At 75.2% G+C, this 15638-nt stretch carries 11 protein-coding genes and 2 pseudogenes; 9 read left to right on the top strand and 4 right to left on the bottom strand.

What is annotated here, in order from left to right; translation table 11 throughout:
* Positions 1-326: 326 nt before the first annotated feature.
* A pseudogene (locus ABZW10_RS11020) lies at positions 327-476 on the top strand (FAD/NAD(P)-binding protein); the annotation flags it as partial.
* Positions 477-635: 159 nt separating this feature from the next.
* Here ABZW10_RS11020 and ABZW10_RS11015 read toward each other — a convergent pair.
* Positions 636-1334, bottom strand: a complete 699-nt coding sequence (locus tag ABZW10_RS11015) for an XRE family transcriptional regulator (protein WP_355362688.1) — start codon at positions 1332-1334, stop codon at positions 636-638.
* A gap of 124 nt (positions 1335-1458) precedes the next feature.
* On the opposite strand from ABZW10_RS11015, the gene ABZW10_RS11010 reads away from it, so the two are divergent.
* Positions 1459-2940, top strand: a complete 1482-nt coding sequence (locus ABZW10_RS11010) for an MFS transporter (RefSeq protein ID WP_355362686.1) — start codon at positions 1459-1461, stop codon at positions 2938-2940.
* Between the two features lie 80 nt (positions 2941-3020).
* On the opposite strand, the gene ABZW10_RS11005 is transcribed toward ABZW10_RS11010, so the two are convergent.
* On the bottom strand, positions 3021-3518 hold the full coding sequence (locus ABZW10_RS11005) for a YbaK/EbsC family protein (protein WP_355362981.1): 498 nt from the start codon (positions 3516-3518) through the stop codon (positions 3021-3023).
* A gap of 33 nt (positions 3519-3551) precedes the next feature.
* Positions 3552-5216, bottom strand: a pseudogene (locus ABZW10_RS11000) (2-isopropylmalate synthase); the annotation flags it as partial.
* Positions 5217-5927: 711 nt separating this feature from the next.
* On the opposite strand from ABZW10_RS11000, the gene ABZW10_RS10995 reads away from it, so the two are divergent.
* The 6 genes from ABZW10_RS10995 to ABZW10_RS10970 all read left to right on the top strand — a co-directional run bounded on the left by ABZW10_RS10995 (position 5928) and on the right by ABZW10_RS10970 (position 13028).
* Complete coding sequence (locus ABZW10_RS10995; RefSeq protein ID WP_355362684.1) at positions 5928-9044, top strand: nitrate- and nitrite sensing domain-containing protein; 3117 nt, start codon at positions 5928-5930, stop codon at positions 9042-9044.
* Positions 9041-9472, top strand: a complete 432-nt coding sequence (locus ABZW10_RS10990; protein ID WP_355362683.1) for a roadblock/LC7 domain-containing protein — start codon at positions 9041-9043, stop codon at positions 9470-9472. The genes ABZW10_RS10995 and ABZW10_RS10990 overlap by 4 nt, the downstream gene beginning before the upstream one ends.
* A 70-nt stretch (positions 9473-9542) precedes the next feature.
* Positions 9543-9911, top strand: coding sequence for a DUF742 domain-containing protein (locus ABZW10_RS10985; protein ID WP_355362979.1), 369 nt, complete (start codon positions 9543-9545; stop codon positions 9909-9911).
* A 3-nt stretch (positions 9912-9914) separates the two neighbouring features.
* Positions 9915-10526, top strand: coding sequence for an ATP/GTP-binding protein (locus ABZW10_RS10980; RefSeq protein WP_355362681.1), 612 nt, complete (start codon positions 9915-9917; stop codon positions 10524-10526).
* A 75-nt stretch (positions 10527-10601) separates the two neighbouring features.
* Positions 10602-11735, top strand: coding sequence for an FAD-dependent monooxygenase (locus ABZW10_RS10975; protein WP_355362679.1), 1134 nt, complete (start codon positions 10602-10604; stop codon positions 11733-11735).
* Positions 11736-11942: 207 nt separating this feature from the next.
* Positions 11943-13028, top strand: a complete 1086-nt coding sequence (locus tag ABZW10_RS10970) for an aminotransferase class I/II-fold pyridoxal phosphate-dependent enzyme (RefSeq protein ID WP_355362677.1) — start codon at positions 11943-11945, stop codon at positions 13026-13028.
* On the opposite strand, the gene ABZW10_RS10965 is transcribed toward ABZW10_RS10970, so the two are convergent.
* Positions 12973-13737: a serine hydrolase gene (locus tag ABZW10_RS10965; RefSeq protein ID WP_355362675.1), complete on the bottom strand. Its 765-nt coding sequence runs from the start codon at positions 13735-13737 to the stop codon at positions 12973-12975. The genes ABZW10_RS10970 and ABZW10_RS10965 overlap by 56 nt on opposite strands.
* A 260-nt stretch (positions 13738-13997) precedes the next feature.
* Here ABZW10_RS10965 and ABZW10_RS10960 point away from each other — a divergent pair, with 260 nt between their 5' ends.
* Positions 13998-15500 carry a right-handed parallel beta-helix repeat-containing protein gene (locus ABZW10_RS10960; RefSeq protein WP_355362674.1) on the top strand — a complete coding sequence of 501 codons (1503 nt, stop codon included), beginning with the start codon at positions 13998-14000 and terminating at the stop codon, positions 15498-15500.
* Positions 15501-15638: the final 138 nt, after the last annotated feature.

Raw genomic sequence — 15638 nt, 5'->3', positions numbered from 1 at the left:
CGGAGCGCCGGGAACCGGCCACCCCCACCACTCCCGACCCTCGCCGTCCATGCCGCCCCCACCGCCCCGCACCCCGCTCGACCTGTGAGAACGTCGCCGCACCGACTTGACGGGAACCCGCCCGGCGCCCGCTCCCGAACACGCGCCGCCCCGCACGCCCCACGCACGCCGGGCGCCACCGGTCCCGCCCCCGCTCTCCGCCCCACCGCCCGCTGCGCGACGGGCTGTCACATCCGGGGACGCCGCGCCGTCCCTCTCCCGACAGTGGCCGCGCCCGGTACCGATCCGGAGCGGCCGGACACGGACGACCGACGGAGGACGGGCCCATGGCGCGGCGGCGGATGACCATCATCGGCGGGGGTTTCGGCGGCCTGACGGCGGCCATCGCGGCGGCCGAGGCCGGCGCCGAGGTGACGCTCCACGAGGCGCACCGGCGGCTCGGCGGCCGGGCCCGCACCGCGCGGGCGCCGTACCGGCTTCACCAGTGCCCTCGAAGCGGTCTCGCTCGCGCTCACCCTCCACCCGGCGCACCGTCACCGACTCAACTCGCGGGCCCGGTCGGCCGCTTGAACGACGAGCGTCCGTCAACGGCACCCGGCCCCCGCCGCGCACAGGAAGTCGACCGGGCCGACTTCCTAGGCGGGGGCGGTGCCGGTGCGCAGCACGGCCTGGTCGCCGTGGGGGCCGTAGAGGTGGAGGATCTCCACGGCCTCGGAGCCGGCCGGGCCGAACCAGTGGGGTTCGGCGGTGTCGAACTCGGCGGCCTCGCCCGGGTGGAGAGTGAACGCGCGGTCGCCGACGAGCAGCCGCAGCTCGCCGGCGAGCACGTAGAGCCATGCGTGGCCGGCGTGGCTGACGAGTCCGGGTTCGCGCGGGGCGAGGACCTGTTTGAAGGCCTGCACCCGGCCCGGGTACTGGGTGAGCGGGACGAGGACGCTGCCGGAGTCGCGCCGGCGGGGCCGGAGGTGGAGGCGGGGGTCGCCGGTGGCGGGGGCGGAGATCAGGTGGTCCAGGGCGACGCGGTGGGCGCGGGCGAGCGGGATGAGCAGGTCGAGGGTGGGGCGGCGGTGGCCGGACTCCACGCGGGACAGGGTGCTCACGGAGATGCCGGTGGCGGCGGCGAGGGCGTCCAGGGTGAGACCGCGACCGAGGCGCAGCGCGCGCAGCCGGGGTCCGATGGCGGCGATGGTCCGCGTGACGTCGTCAGCCGTGACGTCGCCGGCCGCACCGTCGCCAGCGCTCGCAGCGACATCGCCCGGCGTCACGGCATCGCCCGTCGCGGCGGCGTCGCCCGCCTCGGCAACGTCGTCGGTCGTGGTGGAGTCGGCGTCCATGGAGGCGATTGTGCCCCGGGGCCGCCTCTTTGCGGTTTCCGCAAGAACACTGCGCCCCCGCCCTCCCCCGACCGCAGCATGGGCGCGCCGATACGACCGTCCGACCGGAAGGCGCGCCCACCCCATGACCACCACGGCCACCGCACCACCACCGCCGCCCCCTCCCCTGCTCAGCGCCCGCCGTCGCTGGACCGTGCTCGCCGTCTGCGCGCTGAGCCTGTTCCTGGTCGGCCTGGACACCACGATCGTCAACGTCGGCCTGCCCGCGATCGGGCACGGCCTGCGGGTGGGCACCCGCGACCTGGAGTGGATCGTCGACTCCTACACCGTCGTCCTCGCGAGCCTGCTGATCACGGCCGGCGCGCTCGCGGACCGCGTCGGGCGCCGCCGGGTGTTCCAGTGCGGCCTGCTGGTCTTCGGCCTCGCCTCCCTCGGCTGCGCGCTCGCGCCATCGGCGGGCGCGCTGGTCGCGGCGCGCGCCCTGCAGGGCGTGGGCGCCTCGATGCTCAGCCCGGTGGCGCTGGCGATCGTGGTGAACGCCATGCCCGATCCCCGGGAGCGGGCCCGGGCGATCGGGGTGTGGGCCTCGGTGTTCGGGCTGAGCATGGCGGCCGGGCCGGTGACCGGCGGGGCGCTGGTCGCCGCGTTCGGCTGGCGGTCGGTGTTCTGGGTGAACGTGCCGGTGGTGGTGGCGGCCGTGGTGCTGAGCGTGCTGTTCGTGCCCGAGTCCCGGGCGCCGCGGGCCCGCCGGCTCGACCTGCCGGGCCAGGCCTTGCTCATCGCGGCCGTGTCCGCGACGGTGGCGGTGCTGATCGAGGGGCCGCGGCTCGGCTGGACCTCGCCGTGGGCGCTCGCCGGGTGCGCGGTGGCGGTGGCGGCCACGGCGGGGTTCGTGCGCGCCGAGCGTCACCGGGCCGAGCCGCTGATGGACCTCGGGCTGTTCCGGCGGCCGGTGTTCGGCACGGCCGTGCTGGGCGCGGTGGCGGTGTTCGTCGCGCTGACGGTGAGTCTGCTGCTCACCACGTTCCAGTTGCAGCACGCGCGCGGGTGGACGCCGGCGGCCGCCGGGCTGGCCGTGCTGCCGATGGCGCTGGGCGCGACGGTGTGCGCGCCGCTGTCCGGCGTGCTGGTGGGCGGGGCCGGGCCGCGCCGGCCGCTGCTGTTCGCGGCCTGGTCCACGGCGGCCGGGGGCGTGCTGCTCCTCGTACGGGCGTCGCTGTCCGACGGCGGCGGGGCGGACGTGCCGCTGCTGCTGGTCGCCAACCTCCTGCTGGGCACCGGCTTCGGCTTCGCCAACGCGCCGATCACCAGCACCGCCGTGGGCGGCCTGCCGGCGGACCGCGCGGGCGTGGCCGGGGCGATCACCTCGACGGCCCGCCAGCTCGGCTCGGCCGTCGGCATCGCGGTGGCCGGCGGCCTGGTGGCGGGATCGAGCCCGGCCGGTCTGGCCGCCGCCTCCCGGCCGGGCTGGCTGCTGGTCACGGCCTGCGGCCTGTTCCTCCTCGTGGTCGCCCGCGCCGCCCGCCGCGGGTGGATCGGGTGCGACGGCTCGGGGGCGCGTGCTGCGGCCGCCGCCCCGGGCCCGCGGAGGGCGCGTCGGGGGTGAGCGCGACGCCGTGGGACCGGGGCGGCCCGGCAGCGGGCCGCCCCGGGCCGCCGCTCCCCGGCGGGCCCGGCCTGCGGGCGCTACCCCTGCTGGGGCGCCGCCACCGCCGACGGCGTGCCGCCGGTCAGCTTCAGCAGTTCCCCGTACGTCATCGGCACGACGGTGTGCGGGTGCCCGGCGGCGGCCCACAGCAGGTCGTAGCCGGCGAGGGCGGTGTCGACGACGGTGCGCAGCGGCGCCGGGTGGCCGACGGGGGCGACGCCGCCGATGGCCTGGCCGGTGGCCTCGCGGACCTGGTCGGCACCGGCCCGGGTGATCGGGCCGGTGCCCAGTTCGCCGGCCAGGTAGGCGGTGTCGACGCGGTGGGCGCCGCTGGTCATGACGAGCAGGGGCGCGCCGTCGCAGACGAAGACCAGGCTGTTGGCGATGGCGCCGACCTCGCAGCCGAGGGCGGCGGCCGCCTCGGCGGCGGTGCGGGCGGAGTCGGGCAGGACGCGGATCTCCCCGGGCAGACCGGCCGCGGCGAGGGCGTCGGCCACCGCCCGGCTGCGGGCGGGCAGGGACGTGTCGTCGGTCATCGCCCCATCCTGCCGCGTCGCGGGAAGGGCGCCCGCCCGCGCCACGGCGCCGAGCACCGCCCGCACGCCGGCCGTCAGGACCGAGGAGTCGCGCCCGGCGCCCCAGACGACCTCCCCGTCGACCCGCGCCTCGACGTAGGCGACGGCGTCGCTGTCGGGGCCGGTGCGCACGGCGTGCTCGGTGAAGTGCAGGATGTCCACGGCGACCCCGGCCGCGCCGAGCGCCGCCGCCACGGCGGCCAGCGGCCCGTTGCCCTCGCCGTGGTGCACGGCGCCGGCGAGGGTGACCGTCGCCCGGTGCCGCCCGTCGTCCTCCCCGGTGCACCATTCCACCGACTGCGGAGCGGCGTCCAGGTAGGTGGCGCGGAACAGCGCGTACAGCCCGTCGGCGGTGACCTCCCGTCCGCTGTCGTCGGTCGACTCCTGGACCACCCGGGAGAACTCGATCTGCAGCCGGCGCGGCAGCTCCAGCCCGTGTCCGGTCTGCAGCAGGTAGGCGATGCCGCCCTTGCCGGACTGGCTGTTGACCCGGATCACCGCCTCGTAGTCGCGCCCGAGGTCGGCCGGGTCGATCGGCAGGTAGGGGACGTCCCACGGCGCCTGCCCCGCAGGGACGCCGAGGCGGGCGGCGGTGGCGGCGTGGTGGGCCAGGCCCTTCTTGATGGCGTCCTGGTGGGTGCCGGAGAAGGCGGTGTGGACGAGGTCGCCGACGTAGGGGTGACGCTCGGGGACGGGCAGCCGGTTGCAGTGCTCGACCGTGCGGCGGATCTCGTCGATGTCGGAGAAGTCGACCATCGGGTCGACGCCCTGGGTGTACAGGTTCAGCGCGAGGGTGGCCAGGTCGACGTTGCCGGTCCGCTCGCCGTTGCCGAACAGGCAGCCCTCGACCCGCTGGGCGCCGGCCAGCAGGGCGAGCTCGGCGCAGGCGATGCCGGTGCCGCGGTCGTTGTGCGGGTGGACGGAGAGGATCACCGCCTCGCGCCGGGCCAGGTGCCGGTGCAGGTACTCGATCTGGTCGGCGTAGACGTTGGGGGTGGCGATCTCGACGGTGGCGGGCAGGTTGTGGATCACCGGGCGGTCGGGGCTCGCGTCCCACAGCTCGGTGAGGCCGTCGCACAGTTCCAGCACGTAGTCCGGCTCGGTCAGGTTGAAGACCTCGGGCGAGAACTGGAAGCGGATCCCGGGGTGGTCGCCGGCCCGGCGGGCCATCCGCTCGGCGGCGGCGGTGACCAGTTCCCGCACCTGGGCCCGGTCGCGGCCGAGGACGAGCTCGCGCCAGACGGGGGCGGTGGCGGTGTAGAGGTGGACGACGACCCGGGGCAGGCCCTCGACGGCCTCGAAGGTGCGGTCGATCAGGTCGGCGCGGGCGGCGGTGAAGACGACCACGGTGACGTCCTCGGGCACCGCGCCGGGGGTGGTGGCGAGGTGGCGCACGAAGTCGAAGTCGGTGCGGCTGGCGGAGGGGTAGCCGACCTCGATCTCCTTGAAGCCCATGGCGAGGAAGAGGTCGAACATCCGGCGCTTGCGGCCCGGGTCCATCGGTTCGGCGAGCGCCTGGTTGCCGTCCCGCAGGTCGACCGGGACCCACAGCGGGGCCCGTTCGATCCGCCGGGCGGGCCAGCTGCGCCCGCCGGGCAGGGCGTCGACGGGCGGCAGCGGGACGCGGGCGTGGGCGGGGCGGTAGCGGTGGAACGGCATGGCGCCGGCGCGCTGGCGGTTCCAGGCGGGGGCGTCGGCCGGGACCGGTCCGGCCGGTGTGCGCAGGGTGGGGAAAGGCTTGGCGTTCGGTGCGGATTCGGTGGAGCGCACGGGAGTGCGGGTCCTTCCCTGGTTCGGTGTCGGGGGAACGACGACCGGCAGCACGGCGACCCGCAGCGGGGTGCCGGTCTGTCAGACCCCGCTGCGGCCACCGAGAAGAAGGCTCCACGTCTGCATGATGCCGGGTACCGTAGCCGTGAACCGCCCGCCGGAACAACCCCGTTCCACCCACCGGGACTTGCGGGGCGGCGAGGAGGGGTGGCGAGGAGGAGCCGGGACGGGGCCGCGGAGGGCCCCGCCGGGGGCTCGGCGCGGACTCGGCGCGGGCTCGGCGGAGCCGTGAACCCCGCACTTCGGCGACGTTAAGGACTTGTGTGCGCGCCCGCCGAAGATCGAACGGGCTTTCACTCCTAACACACCGTATGACTAGTATCGCCTCGTCATAAAGCCCGTGCCCCCGGTCGGTGCGGCCCTCCCGGGCCGGCCGCCAGCCCCAAGGAGTCAGCTCTGCGCGCGCGTGCGAATCGGCGGCCCCCGACGCCGAAGGCCCCCCGCAGGCGTCGGCCGCGCCTGTCACTGCGGACGGCTCTGCTCGTCCTCGCCCTCGTCCCCAGCATCGCGCTGGCCGTCCTGTGGGCGGTCACCAGCGGTGTGACCTTCCTCGACTTCCGGCGCCTGGCGGACCAGGGCCTGCTGGCGCAGAAGGCGGGACAGCCGTCCAACATCGTCTACTACAACCTCCAGGAGGAGCGCCGGCTCAGCGCCGAGGTGCTCGCCCGGCCCGGCACCGCCGCCGTCGTGGAGCAGCTGAAGAACCAGCGGCGGCTCACCGACGAGGCCGTGCAGAAGTTCCAGGCCCTCTCCCGGGAGACCGGCGGCAACGCGCCCGCCGAGGTGCTCACGGCCGTCGACGAGGCCCGGCGCGCCATGGAGAAGCTGGCCGACCAGCGGGCCGCCGTCGACAAGGGCACCGCCGACCAGCAGGGCGTCTACACGTACTACACCGACCTGATCGCGGTGGACCTGCGGCTGTTCACCGCGCTCAGCCACGTCGACGTCGGCGAGGTCACCTGGATCTCCAAGACCCTGGTCAACGCCTTCTGGGCGAAGGAGATGCTGGCCCGCGAGGACGCGATCCTGGCCCGCGGCTGGCCGTCCGGCAAGCTCAGCGCCTCCGACTACCAGCTCGTCCAGCAGTCGATCGGCGCCCAGGAGCACCTCTTCACCGTCCAGGTCGTCCCCTACCTCCCGCAGGACGAGCGGGGCGCCTGGTCGGACGTGCTGAGCGGCACCGCGTGGCAGGCCAAGGCCTCCGTGGAGCAGGCGCTCACCCGCCCGGCCGTCGCCGACGCCACCGGCACCGTCCGGCTCCCGCAGCTGCAGGACCAGTGGCGCCAGGCGGTCGACCAGGTCAACCCGCAGCTGGTGAAGGCCCTCGAAACCCGCACCGAAGGCGTCGTCCAGGTCGGCAAGGACTCGTTCCTCTCGCTGCTCACCCGGGTCGTGCTGACCGCGGTGATCGGCCTGCTCGCGCTGATCGTGGTGGTCGTCGTCAGCTGGCGGCTGACCCGCTCGCTGCGCCTGCGGATCAAGGACCTGCACCACCAGGCGCAGGACCTCGAGCGCACCCTGCCCGAGGTCGTCGAGCGCCTCGCCCGCGGCGAGCAGGTCGACGTCGAGGCTGAGAGCCGGGCGATCACCGCCGGGGCACGGGCCCGCGGCGACGAGCTGGCCGAGCTGGGCAAGGCGATGAACCTCGCCCGCACCTCCGCGCTGGAGACCGCCGTCCGCCAGGCCGAGCAGCACCGCGGCTTCGAGCGGCTGCTCCAGCGGATCGCGCGCCGCACCCAGCTGCTGATCGGCCAGCAGCTGCGCAAGCTGGACGCCCTGGAGCGGCGGCACGAGGACCCGGAGGTGCTGGAAGGTCTGTTCGACCTCGACCACCTGACCGCCCGGCTGCGCCGCTACGAGGAGAACCTGGTCATCATGGCCGGCGGCCAGCCGCAGCGGAAGTGGCGCAAGCCGGTGCCGCTGCTGGACGTGCTGCGCTCGGCGCAGGGCGAGGTGCAGGAGTACCGCCGGATCGTCCTGGACGTCGAGGGCCACCCGTGGCTGTCCGAGCGGGCGGTCGGACCGGTCGCCCACGTGGTCGCCGAACTGATGGAGAACGCGGCCAGCTTCTCGAAGCCGCCCACGCCGGTCGACGTGCGGGCAGCCGTCGTCGGGCGCGGGCTCGCCATCGAGATCGAGGACCGCGGCCTCGGCATGGACCTGGAGCAGTACGACGCGGCCAACGCGCTGATGGCGGCCGCGCTCGCCGACGACCCGCCGCGCACCGACATGCTGGCGCGCGGCGACGACATCCGCCTCGGCTTCCACGTGGTGGGCCGGCTGGCGGCCGCGATCGGCCTGCAGATCGAGTTCCGCCCGTCGGCCTTCGGCGGGACCAGGGTCGTCGTGCTGGTCCCCGGCGAGTACGTGCTGGACGGGGACGCCGGGCTGCCGGACGGCGCGGCGGTCACCCCGATCCCGCTCGCCCGGCGCCAGCGGCCCGAGCAGCGCGAGGAGCGGGCGCCGCTCGCCTCGGTGACCGAGATGCCCTCGGCCGCGACCGCCCCGGCGTCCTCGCCGGTCGTCGCGGTGGACGAGGCCGAGGAGCGGGCGGCCCTCGAAGGGCCCGGGGCGGACCCGGACCCGGCGGGCGCCGACTGGTTCACCCCGGGCACCCACCCGGCACCGGCCCAGGCCTTCGCCCACGTCGAGTACGTGCCGCCGTCCGACGACGAGGTGCTCGGGGCCCCGGCCCGCACCGGCTTCGACGACGGTTTCGGCGACGGCTTCGGCGGCCACGTCGACACCCGGTACGACGACGGTCCCGCTGACGGGCTCGGCGACGGCTTCGCGCACGGCGACGGCTTCGCGCACGGCGACGCGGACGGCTACCTGTACCCGCTCACCGAGCCGGGCCGGCCGGTCGAGCACGGCTCGCCCGACGACCCGTACGGCTACGTCGCCGGAGCCGGCCACGGAGCCACCGGTGCCGGCACCGGGGCACCGTACGACGACCCCGCCTACCCGGACATCGCCTACGCGACGGTGACGCCTGCCGAGGCCCCGTACGCCGACGAGCAGTACCGGCCCGCCGACCACTACCGGCTGGCCGAGCGGCGCCGCGAGGACGGCCCGGGCCCGGCGGAGCAGCCCGCCCCCGTCCCCGACCCCGACCCGGCCCCGGCGGCCCGGCCGTCGGGCTCCCAGCCCCCGCTGCCGCAGCGGGTCCGGCAGGCCAGCCTGGCCGCCGAGCTGCGCGTGCCCCCGCCGCCCCCGGCCCCCTACGCCGGCCACCCCGGCGCCGGAGGCACCGGCGACCCGGGCAACCGCGGCGCCGCAGGCACCACGGGCGCCGCCGGGAGCGCCGGCAGCGCCGCGGGCACCGCCCCGGCCGCCGCGGGCTCGTTCCAGCGGCCGGCCCGCCGCTCCGGCGCCACGGTCGGCGCCTTCCAGCGCCAGTCCCGGGCCGCCCGCGGCCTCGCCGACCCCGCACCCGGCGCCGCCCCCGGTCACCCCGACCCCGCCGGCCCCGACCGCACCGCCGCGGACCACATCGCGGACCACATCGCGGACCACGCCGCGGCGCACCGCGGCCTGCCGCCCGGCCCGGCCGCCCCCACGGCCGTCACCGGCCCCCCGACTCCCGCGCCGGGTTCCTCCCCCTGGGCCCTCCCGGCCGCGGACCCCCGAACCACGAGGACGGAAGAGCAGTCATGAACCGCACCATCGCCACCCACCAGGACCTCGACTGGCTGCTGGACGGACTCGTCGACGCGGTGCCCGGCACGAGAAGCGCCGTTCTGCTCTCCGACGACGGCCTCGTGGTCAGCCACTCGCGCTCCATCGACCGCGCCGACGCCGATCGCCTGGCGGCCGTCGCCACCGGCCAGCAGAGCCTGGCCCGGGGCATCGGCCAGCTCTTCGACGGCGGCCCGGTGCACCAGGTGATCATCGAGCTGGCCGAGGTCTGGCTGTTCGTCATCGCCGCCGCCCAGGGCACCCACCTGGCGGTGGTCGCCGACCAGGAGGTGGACGCCGAGGTGATGTCGGTGGCCATGCACCAGCTGGTCCAGCAGGTCGGCCAGAAGCTCAGCACCCCGGTCCGCAGCGAGTTCGACGCCTTCGCCGCCAGGAACCGGGGGTGACGCCCCGGTGAGGCCGCACTGGAGCGAGCTGCCCGACGAGGACGAGGACGACGACTACGGCGCGGGCACGATGGTGCGCCCGTACACCATCACCCGCGGCCGGACGGCGCCGGAGCACGACCACCTCACCCTGATCACGCTGCTGACCACGGTGGAGGAGCTCGCGGACCCGGTGCTGGCCGCCCGGTCGTCCGGCACCCGCGGGCTGCAGCCGGAGCACCGCCGGATCCTCGAGCGGTGCCGCCGGCCGGCCGCCGTCGCCGAGGTGGCGGCCGGGCTCGACCTGCCGGTCTCGGTGACCAAGATCCTCCTGGGCGACCTCATCGCCCAGGGGTTGCTGCGGGCCCGGGCGCCGATCTCGGTGGCCCGGGCCTCGGGGGACGGCGGCCTGGACCTCGGGCTGCTCACGGCCGTACGCGAAGGACTCCGGAGGCTCTGAACCATGGCACCATCCGCACCTCTCCCTTCCTCCCACTCGTCCCCCCTCACATCCGCCGCCCCCTCCGCGCTGAAGATCCTCATCGCCGGCGGCTTCGGGGTGGGCAAGACCACCCTGGTCGGCACGGTCAGCGAGGTCGCCCCGCTGCGCACCGAGGAGTACCTGACCCGTGCCAGCGAGGGCGTGGACGACCTGTCCGGGGTGGACAACAAGGAGACCACCACGGTCGCGCTGGACTTCGGGCGGATCACGGTCAGCCCGGAGCTGGTGATCTACCTGTTCGGCACGCCCGGCCAGGAGCGCTTCTGGTTCATGTGGAACGACCTGGTGAACGGCGCGCTCGGCGGCATCGTGATCGCGGACACCCGCCGGCTGGAGACCAGCTTCGCCTCGATCGACTTCTTCGAGAGCCGGGGCATCCCGTTCGTGGTGGCGATCAACTGCTTCCACGGCGAGAACACCCGCACCGTCGCGGAGGTCCGGGCCGCGCTGGACCTCGACCCGCAGGTGCCGATGCTGGTCGGCGACGTGCGGGTGCGGATGTTCGGGCGGGACCTGCTGCTCGCGCTGGTCGACCACCTGATGGAGCTGTCGGCCGACGCCCAGGCCCGCTGAAACGTTTCCCTTCTTCTCCCCGCCCCCGTCCCCGCCTGCCCTTCCCCGCTTCCTCCCGCTTGGAGTACCACCACCATGACCCCACCCCTGCGCGTCCTCGTCCACGGCGCCGGCATCGGCGGCCTGACCGCCGCCACCGCCCTCGCCGGCCGCGGCCACCGGGTCGACGTCGTCGAGCTGCGCGACGCCCTGGAGGCGCTCGGCGTCGGCATCATCCAGCCCTCCAACGCGCTGCACGTGATGCGCGAGATCGGCGTGCTGGAGCAGTGCCTGGCGGTCGGCTTCGAGTGGGAGGTGCTGACCATCTGCGACCCGGCCGGCGGCGTCCTCGCGAAGATCCCGCAGCCCCGGATGGACGGCGCGCCCTCCAACAACGGCATCCCCCGCCCGGCGCTGGCCGAGGTGCTCGCCGCGTCCGCCACCGCCGCCGGGGCGTCCCTGCGCTTCGGCACCACCGTCACCGAACTCGCCGACGAGGGCGAGGAGGTGGCGGTCACCCTGTCGGACGGCAGCAGCGCCCGCTACGACCTGGTGGTCGGCTTCGACGGCATCGGCTCGCCGCTGCGCAAGCGGCTGTACGGCGAGAAGTACGCGCCCGAGTACACCGGATTCGCCAACTGGCGGGTCACCCTTCCGCGTTCGCCCGAGCTGCAGGGCGTGCTGATGTCCACCGGCAACCTCGCGGCGAAGGCGCTGCTGACCCCGATCAGCGACGAACTCATGTACCTGGGCTCGGTGTTCGCCGAGGGCGCGGACTTCCGCCCGGACCCGGAGCGCGCCCACGAGCAGCTGCGCGAGCGCCTGGCCGGCTTCGGCGGGCCGATCGCCGAGGCGCTGGCCCAGGTCACCGACCCGGCGGCGGTGGTGTACTCGCGGATCTCGCAGGTCACCGTCGAGGAGCCGTGGCACGTCGGCCGGGTGGTGCTGGCCGGCGACGCCGCGCACGCCTCCACCCCGCACCTGGCGCAGGGCGCCGCGATGGCCGTCGAGGACGCCCTGGTACTGGCGCAGAGCCTGGACGCCGCCGAGACGGTGCCGGCGGCGCTGGCCGCCTGGGAGGAGCGCCGCCGGCCGCGCGCCATGTGGGTGCAGGCGCTGTCCCGGGCGGTCCTCAAGCAGGAGACCGGCACACCGACCACCCCGGAGGAGGACGAGCTGCTCAAGGTCGGCGTCCCGGGCGCGGCGCACGTGCTCGTCCAGCCGTACTGATCCCGCCACGGCGATCCGGCGGTACCGATCCGGCCGCACCGGATCCGGCCGCAGCGAAATCCAGCCGCCACGGCCCGCCGATCCGGCCGTTACGGCCCGGTAGCCCGCACGCGAACCACCCGGGCCCGGCGCGGACTTGTGTCCGCGCCGGGCCCCGGACAGACTTGACGCCCGTCCGACAAAGTGGCCAGCGCCCGAGGGGGACGGATGACGCCGTCGTTGTTCCGCATGCTCGACCTGCACGAAGCCGTGGAGAGGGCCCGGCAGCGACCGGACGGACGGCTGTTCGTCTCCGACTACAACGGCGGCCACCCCTTCGTGGCCGACTACCTCGGCGACCTCGCCCACACCCCGCCGTACCGGCTCGGCGACGTCGGCCGCTACGCGGCGCTCGACGAGGACCTCGCACTGCGCGCCAAGATCGCCCGCCTGCACGAGAGTTACGACGCCGAGCCGTGCTCGCCGGACCAGGTCGTCCCGGCCGGCGGCGCCAGCGCACTGCTCGGCACCTTCTGCACCTGGCTGCGCACCACCGGCCGCACCCGGATCCACTACCTGCCGCCGGTGTACTACAAGTTCGCCTACTTCTTCCGGCAGTTCGGCATCGAGCCGGTCCCGGTCGCCGAGACGCACGCCCACCAGCCCGGATTCGACCTGCGACTGCCGGACGAGCGGACCGTCCTGCTGCTCACCGACCCGGTCTGGTACACCGGCCGACGGGTGCCCAAGCTGGTGCTGAAGCAGCTCGCCGAGTGGCAACTCGCCACCGGATCCCTGGTGTTCGTCGACGGCACTTTCCAGTACATGCGCTGGGACGGCGGGCGCCGCGAGGACTCCGCCGCGCTGCCCGCCGACCTCACGCTGCGGATGGTCTGCCCCACCAAGTTCCTGTCCATCCACGGCTACCGCTGCGCCCACCTGCTGGTGCCCGAGCCGCTGCGAGAACCACTCGCCGAGCTGCACCTCAACCTGCACGGCGATGTCACCCTCGCCGACCGGCTGTTCGCCCACCGGGCCGCCGACCTGATGCTGCTCGAGGGCAACCACCGCCTGCTCGACCACGTCCGCGCCGGCCACCAGCGCCTCACCGCCTCCGGAGCGCTGGCCGCCCAGGCGCCGATCGACACCGGCTACTTCCTGTTCGCCCGTCCCGCCGCCCCGCCCGAGCGCCTGCTCGCCCTGGACGGCCGCTACTTCGAACTCCCCGGCCACCCCGGCTATGTGCGGATCAACCTGCTCAACGAACCGGCTCTGGCGGGACTGGTGGAGCTGTGCGACCAGCGGCCCGGGTGATCGCGTGCCGCCGGGCCCAGACCGCCGCCGAGACCCGGGCCACCAGGCGGGCCGCCGGATCGGCCTCGGCCCCGTCGGCGCCCGAGGCCAGCGGGCCGGAGTAGCAGACGGCCAGCAGGTACGGCGGACAGTCCTGCGGACTGACCAGGCCGACGCAGTGCCGCACGCCGGGGAACCAGCCGTTCTTGAACGCGACCCTGGTCCCCGGCGGCAGCCCGGCCGCGAGGTCGACCCGGAAGGCGTTGCGCTCCAGCAGCGCGAGCACCTCCGGTTCACCGTCCAGGGACTGCAGCAACCGGACGAGGTCGCGCGCGGTGACCAGGTTGTGCAGGCCCGCCGCGCGGGCCGGGTGGTCCTCGATGCCGCGCGGGCTGGCGCTGCGGGTGGCCCCGGCGCGCCGCCACACCTCGTCGACGGCCTCGTGGCCGGCCCGGGCCAGGCAGAGGTTGGTGGCGAGGTTGGACGAGTGGGTGATCATCCGCTCGGTGAGCAGCCCCAGCGGCACGGTGGCGCCGAGCAGCGTCCACGGCACCGGATCACTGTCCCGGTCCGGGTCGTTGGCGAACTCACCTCCCGCCCGCGACACGAAGCCGTTGACCACGGGCACCGGTTCGCGGGGGTCGGCCCCGGCCCGGTGCAGTGCGGTCAGGACGGCGACCTTCATCGTGCTGGCGGCGTCGTGCGGCTCGTCCCCGTTCCGCTCGAACACCGGCTCTGCGCCCCATGGGGCGACCACTACGGAAAGCATGTCGGCCACCGTCCCCGCCCGGAGCCCGCCCCAAACCGACGCACGCCTCGACGATGCCGCCGGACGGCCGCCGGCCGCACCACACGTCCGGTTGAGACCGCACGCGCGGGTCATGGATACTCTTGGCGGATCCCGAATCCATCCGCCCGCACACGCTTTCTGTCGGTACGTCAGCCCCGTGACGCCGATTCCGCGCCTGCTGCCCCAGGAGGATCCCGCCCGTGCCAGCATCCCGTCAGGTCGGCCTCGCGCTCGCGGCCGCCGGCTCCGCGATCGCCGGGACCGTGCTCCCGTTCACCGCGCACGCCGAGACCACCGTGCTCCACGTCGACAACGGCCCCCGCTCGAACTGCTCGGACGCCGGGACCGGCACCCGGGAGCGGCCTTTCTGCACGGTCCAGGCCGCCGCCGACGTGGCCGGACCCGGGCAGACCGTCCAGCTCGCACCCGACCGGCGGTTCACCGGCCAGGTCACCGTCAGGCGCTCCGGCGAGCCCGGTCGTCCGATCGTCTTCCAGGGCGCCGAGCAGGCCGACCGCGTGCCGAACACGTCCGTGGGCACCCGCCGCTGGGCCCCGGGGGCACCCCCCGCTCCGCACGCCTTCGTGTTCGAGGGCGTGCACGACATCACCGTGTCCGGCCTGCGCCTCGACGCCCCGCAGGAGGGCGTGCTCGTCAAGGACTCCACCCGGATCCTCGTCGACCACAACGACGTGGAGGCGGGCGATCCGGCCCGCGGCGGCGTCCAGGCCTTCCCGGCGGCGACCCCGAGCGTCCGGATCACCGGTACGGGCGCCAACGTCACGGTGAGCCGCAACCGGATCTCCGCCGCGCCCGTCACCGGCGTCGCGGTCGACAGCGGGACCTCCGGCGTCGTCGTCACCACCAACCTGATCACCGGGGGCGCCGGCCGCGGCGTGGTGGCCACCGACGCGCCCCGCACGATCGTGGTGGGCAACACCTTCGGACGCAACTGCGGGACCGACCTGGAGTTCGCCGGGAACTCCACCGGGTCGGTGGCCGAGAACAACATCCTGGCCAAGCGTCCCGCCCCGCGCTGCGGCGGCGCACCGCCCACCGCGATACCCCTGGTGGTGTCGGCCGGATCCGTCCGGAGCACCAAGGTCGACTACAACACCGTCGTCCCGTCGGGCCCGTACGCCTATTCCTGGGGCGGCACCCCGTTCGCGACCCCCGAGGCCTTCCGGGCGGTCGGACAGGGCGCGAGCGACAACGCCGTCGACCCGGGATTCGCCGCCGACGGCGAGGACTACACCCCGTCCGCCGTGGCGGGTCTGACCGACGCGGCCGACCCGACCGCCCTCGGCACGCCGGCCACCGACCTCCACGGCGCCGAGCCGGCCGATCACCCCGGCTTCCCCAACCCCACCGCGTGGGGCTACCGGGACCGCGGTGCCATCGAGCTCCAGGACCCGCTGCGCGTCCGCGTGAGCGCCCGCCACCGCCCCCGGCCGGGCCACCCGCTCAACGTGCGGTTGGCGGTCGGGTACGCCGCCGGCTGGACACCGGGCACCGCGAGCCTGGACTTCGGGGACGGCAGCGTGCCCCGTGCGGTCGAGCTCGGTTACGGGTTCCTCGACCACGACTACCCCGCCCCCGGCACCTACACCGTGACGCTCACCGCGACCGGCCCGGCCGGTCCGGTCCGCACGTCCACCTCCGAGGTCACCCTGCCCGGCCCCGGCCGCACCGGCGGCTCCTGACCGCGGACGGCCGCGCGGGCCGCTGTTCGGCGGACGGCCCCTCAGAAAGTGTTGGGTAATTGATCAACTGCGTGCCGTGATGCGTTGGCGGTGTTATTCGCGGGCGTGGCGGGCGCGGATATAACCGCCCGGGGTGTG

Origin of the sequence: Kitasatospora sp. NPDC004723 (assembly GCF_040609255.1) — a bacterium.
Lineage (GTDB): Bacteria > Actinomycetota > Actinomycetes > Streptomycetales > Streptomycetaceae > Kitasatospora.
Note: the sequence above shows the minus strand (reverse complement) of the source record. Positions and strands in the feature narration are given on the sequence as shown.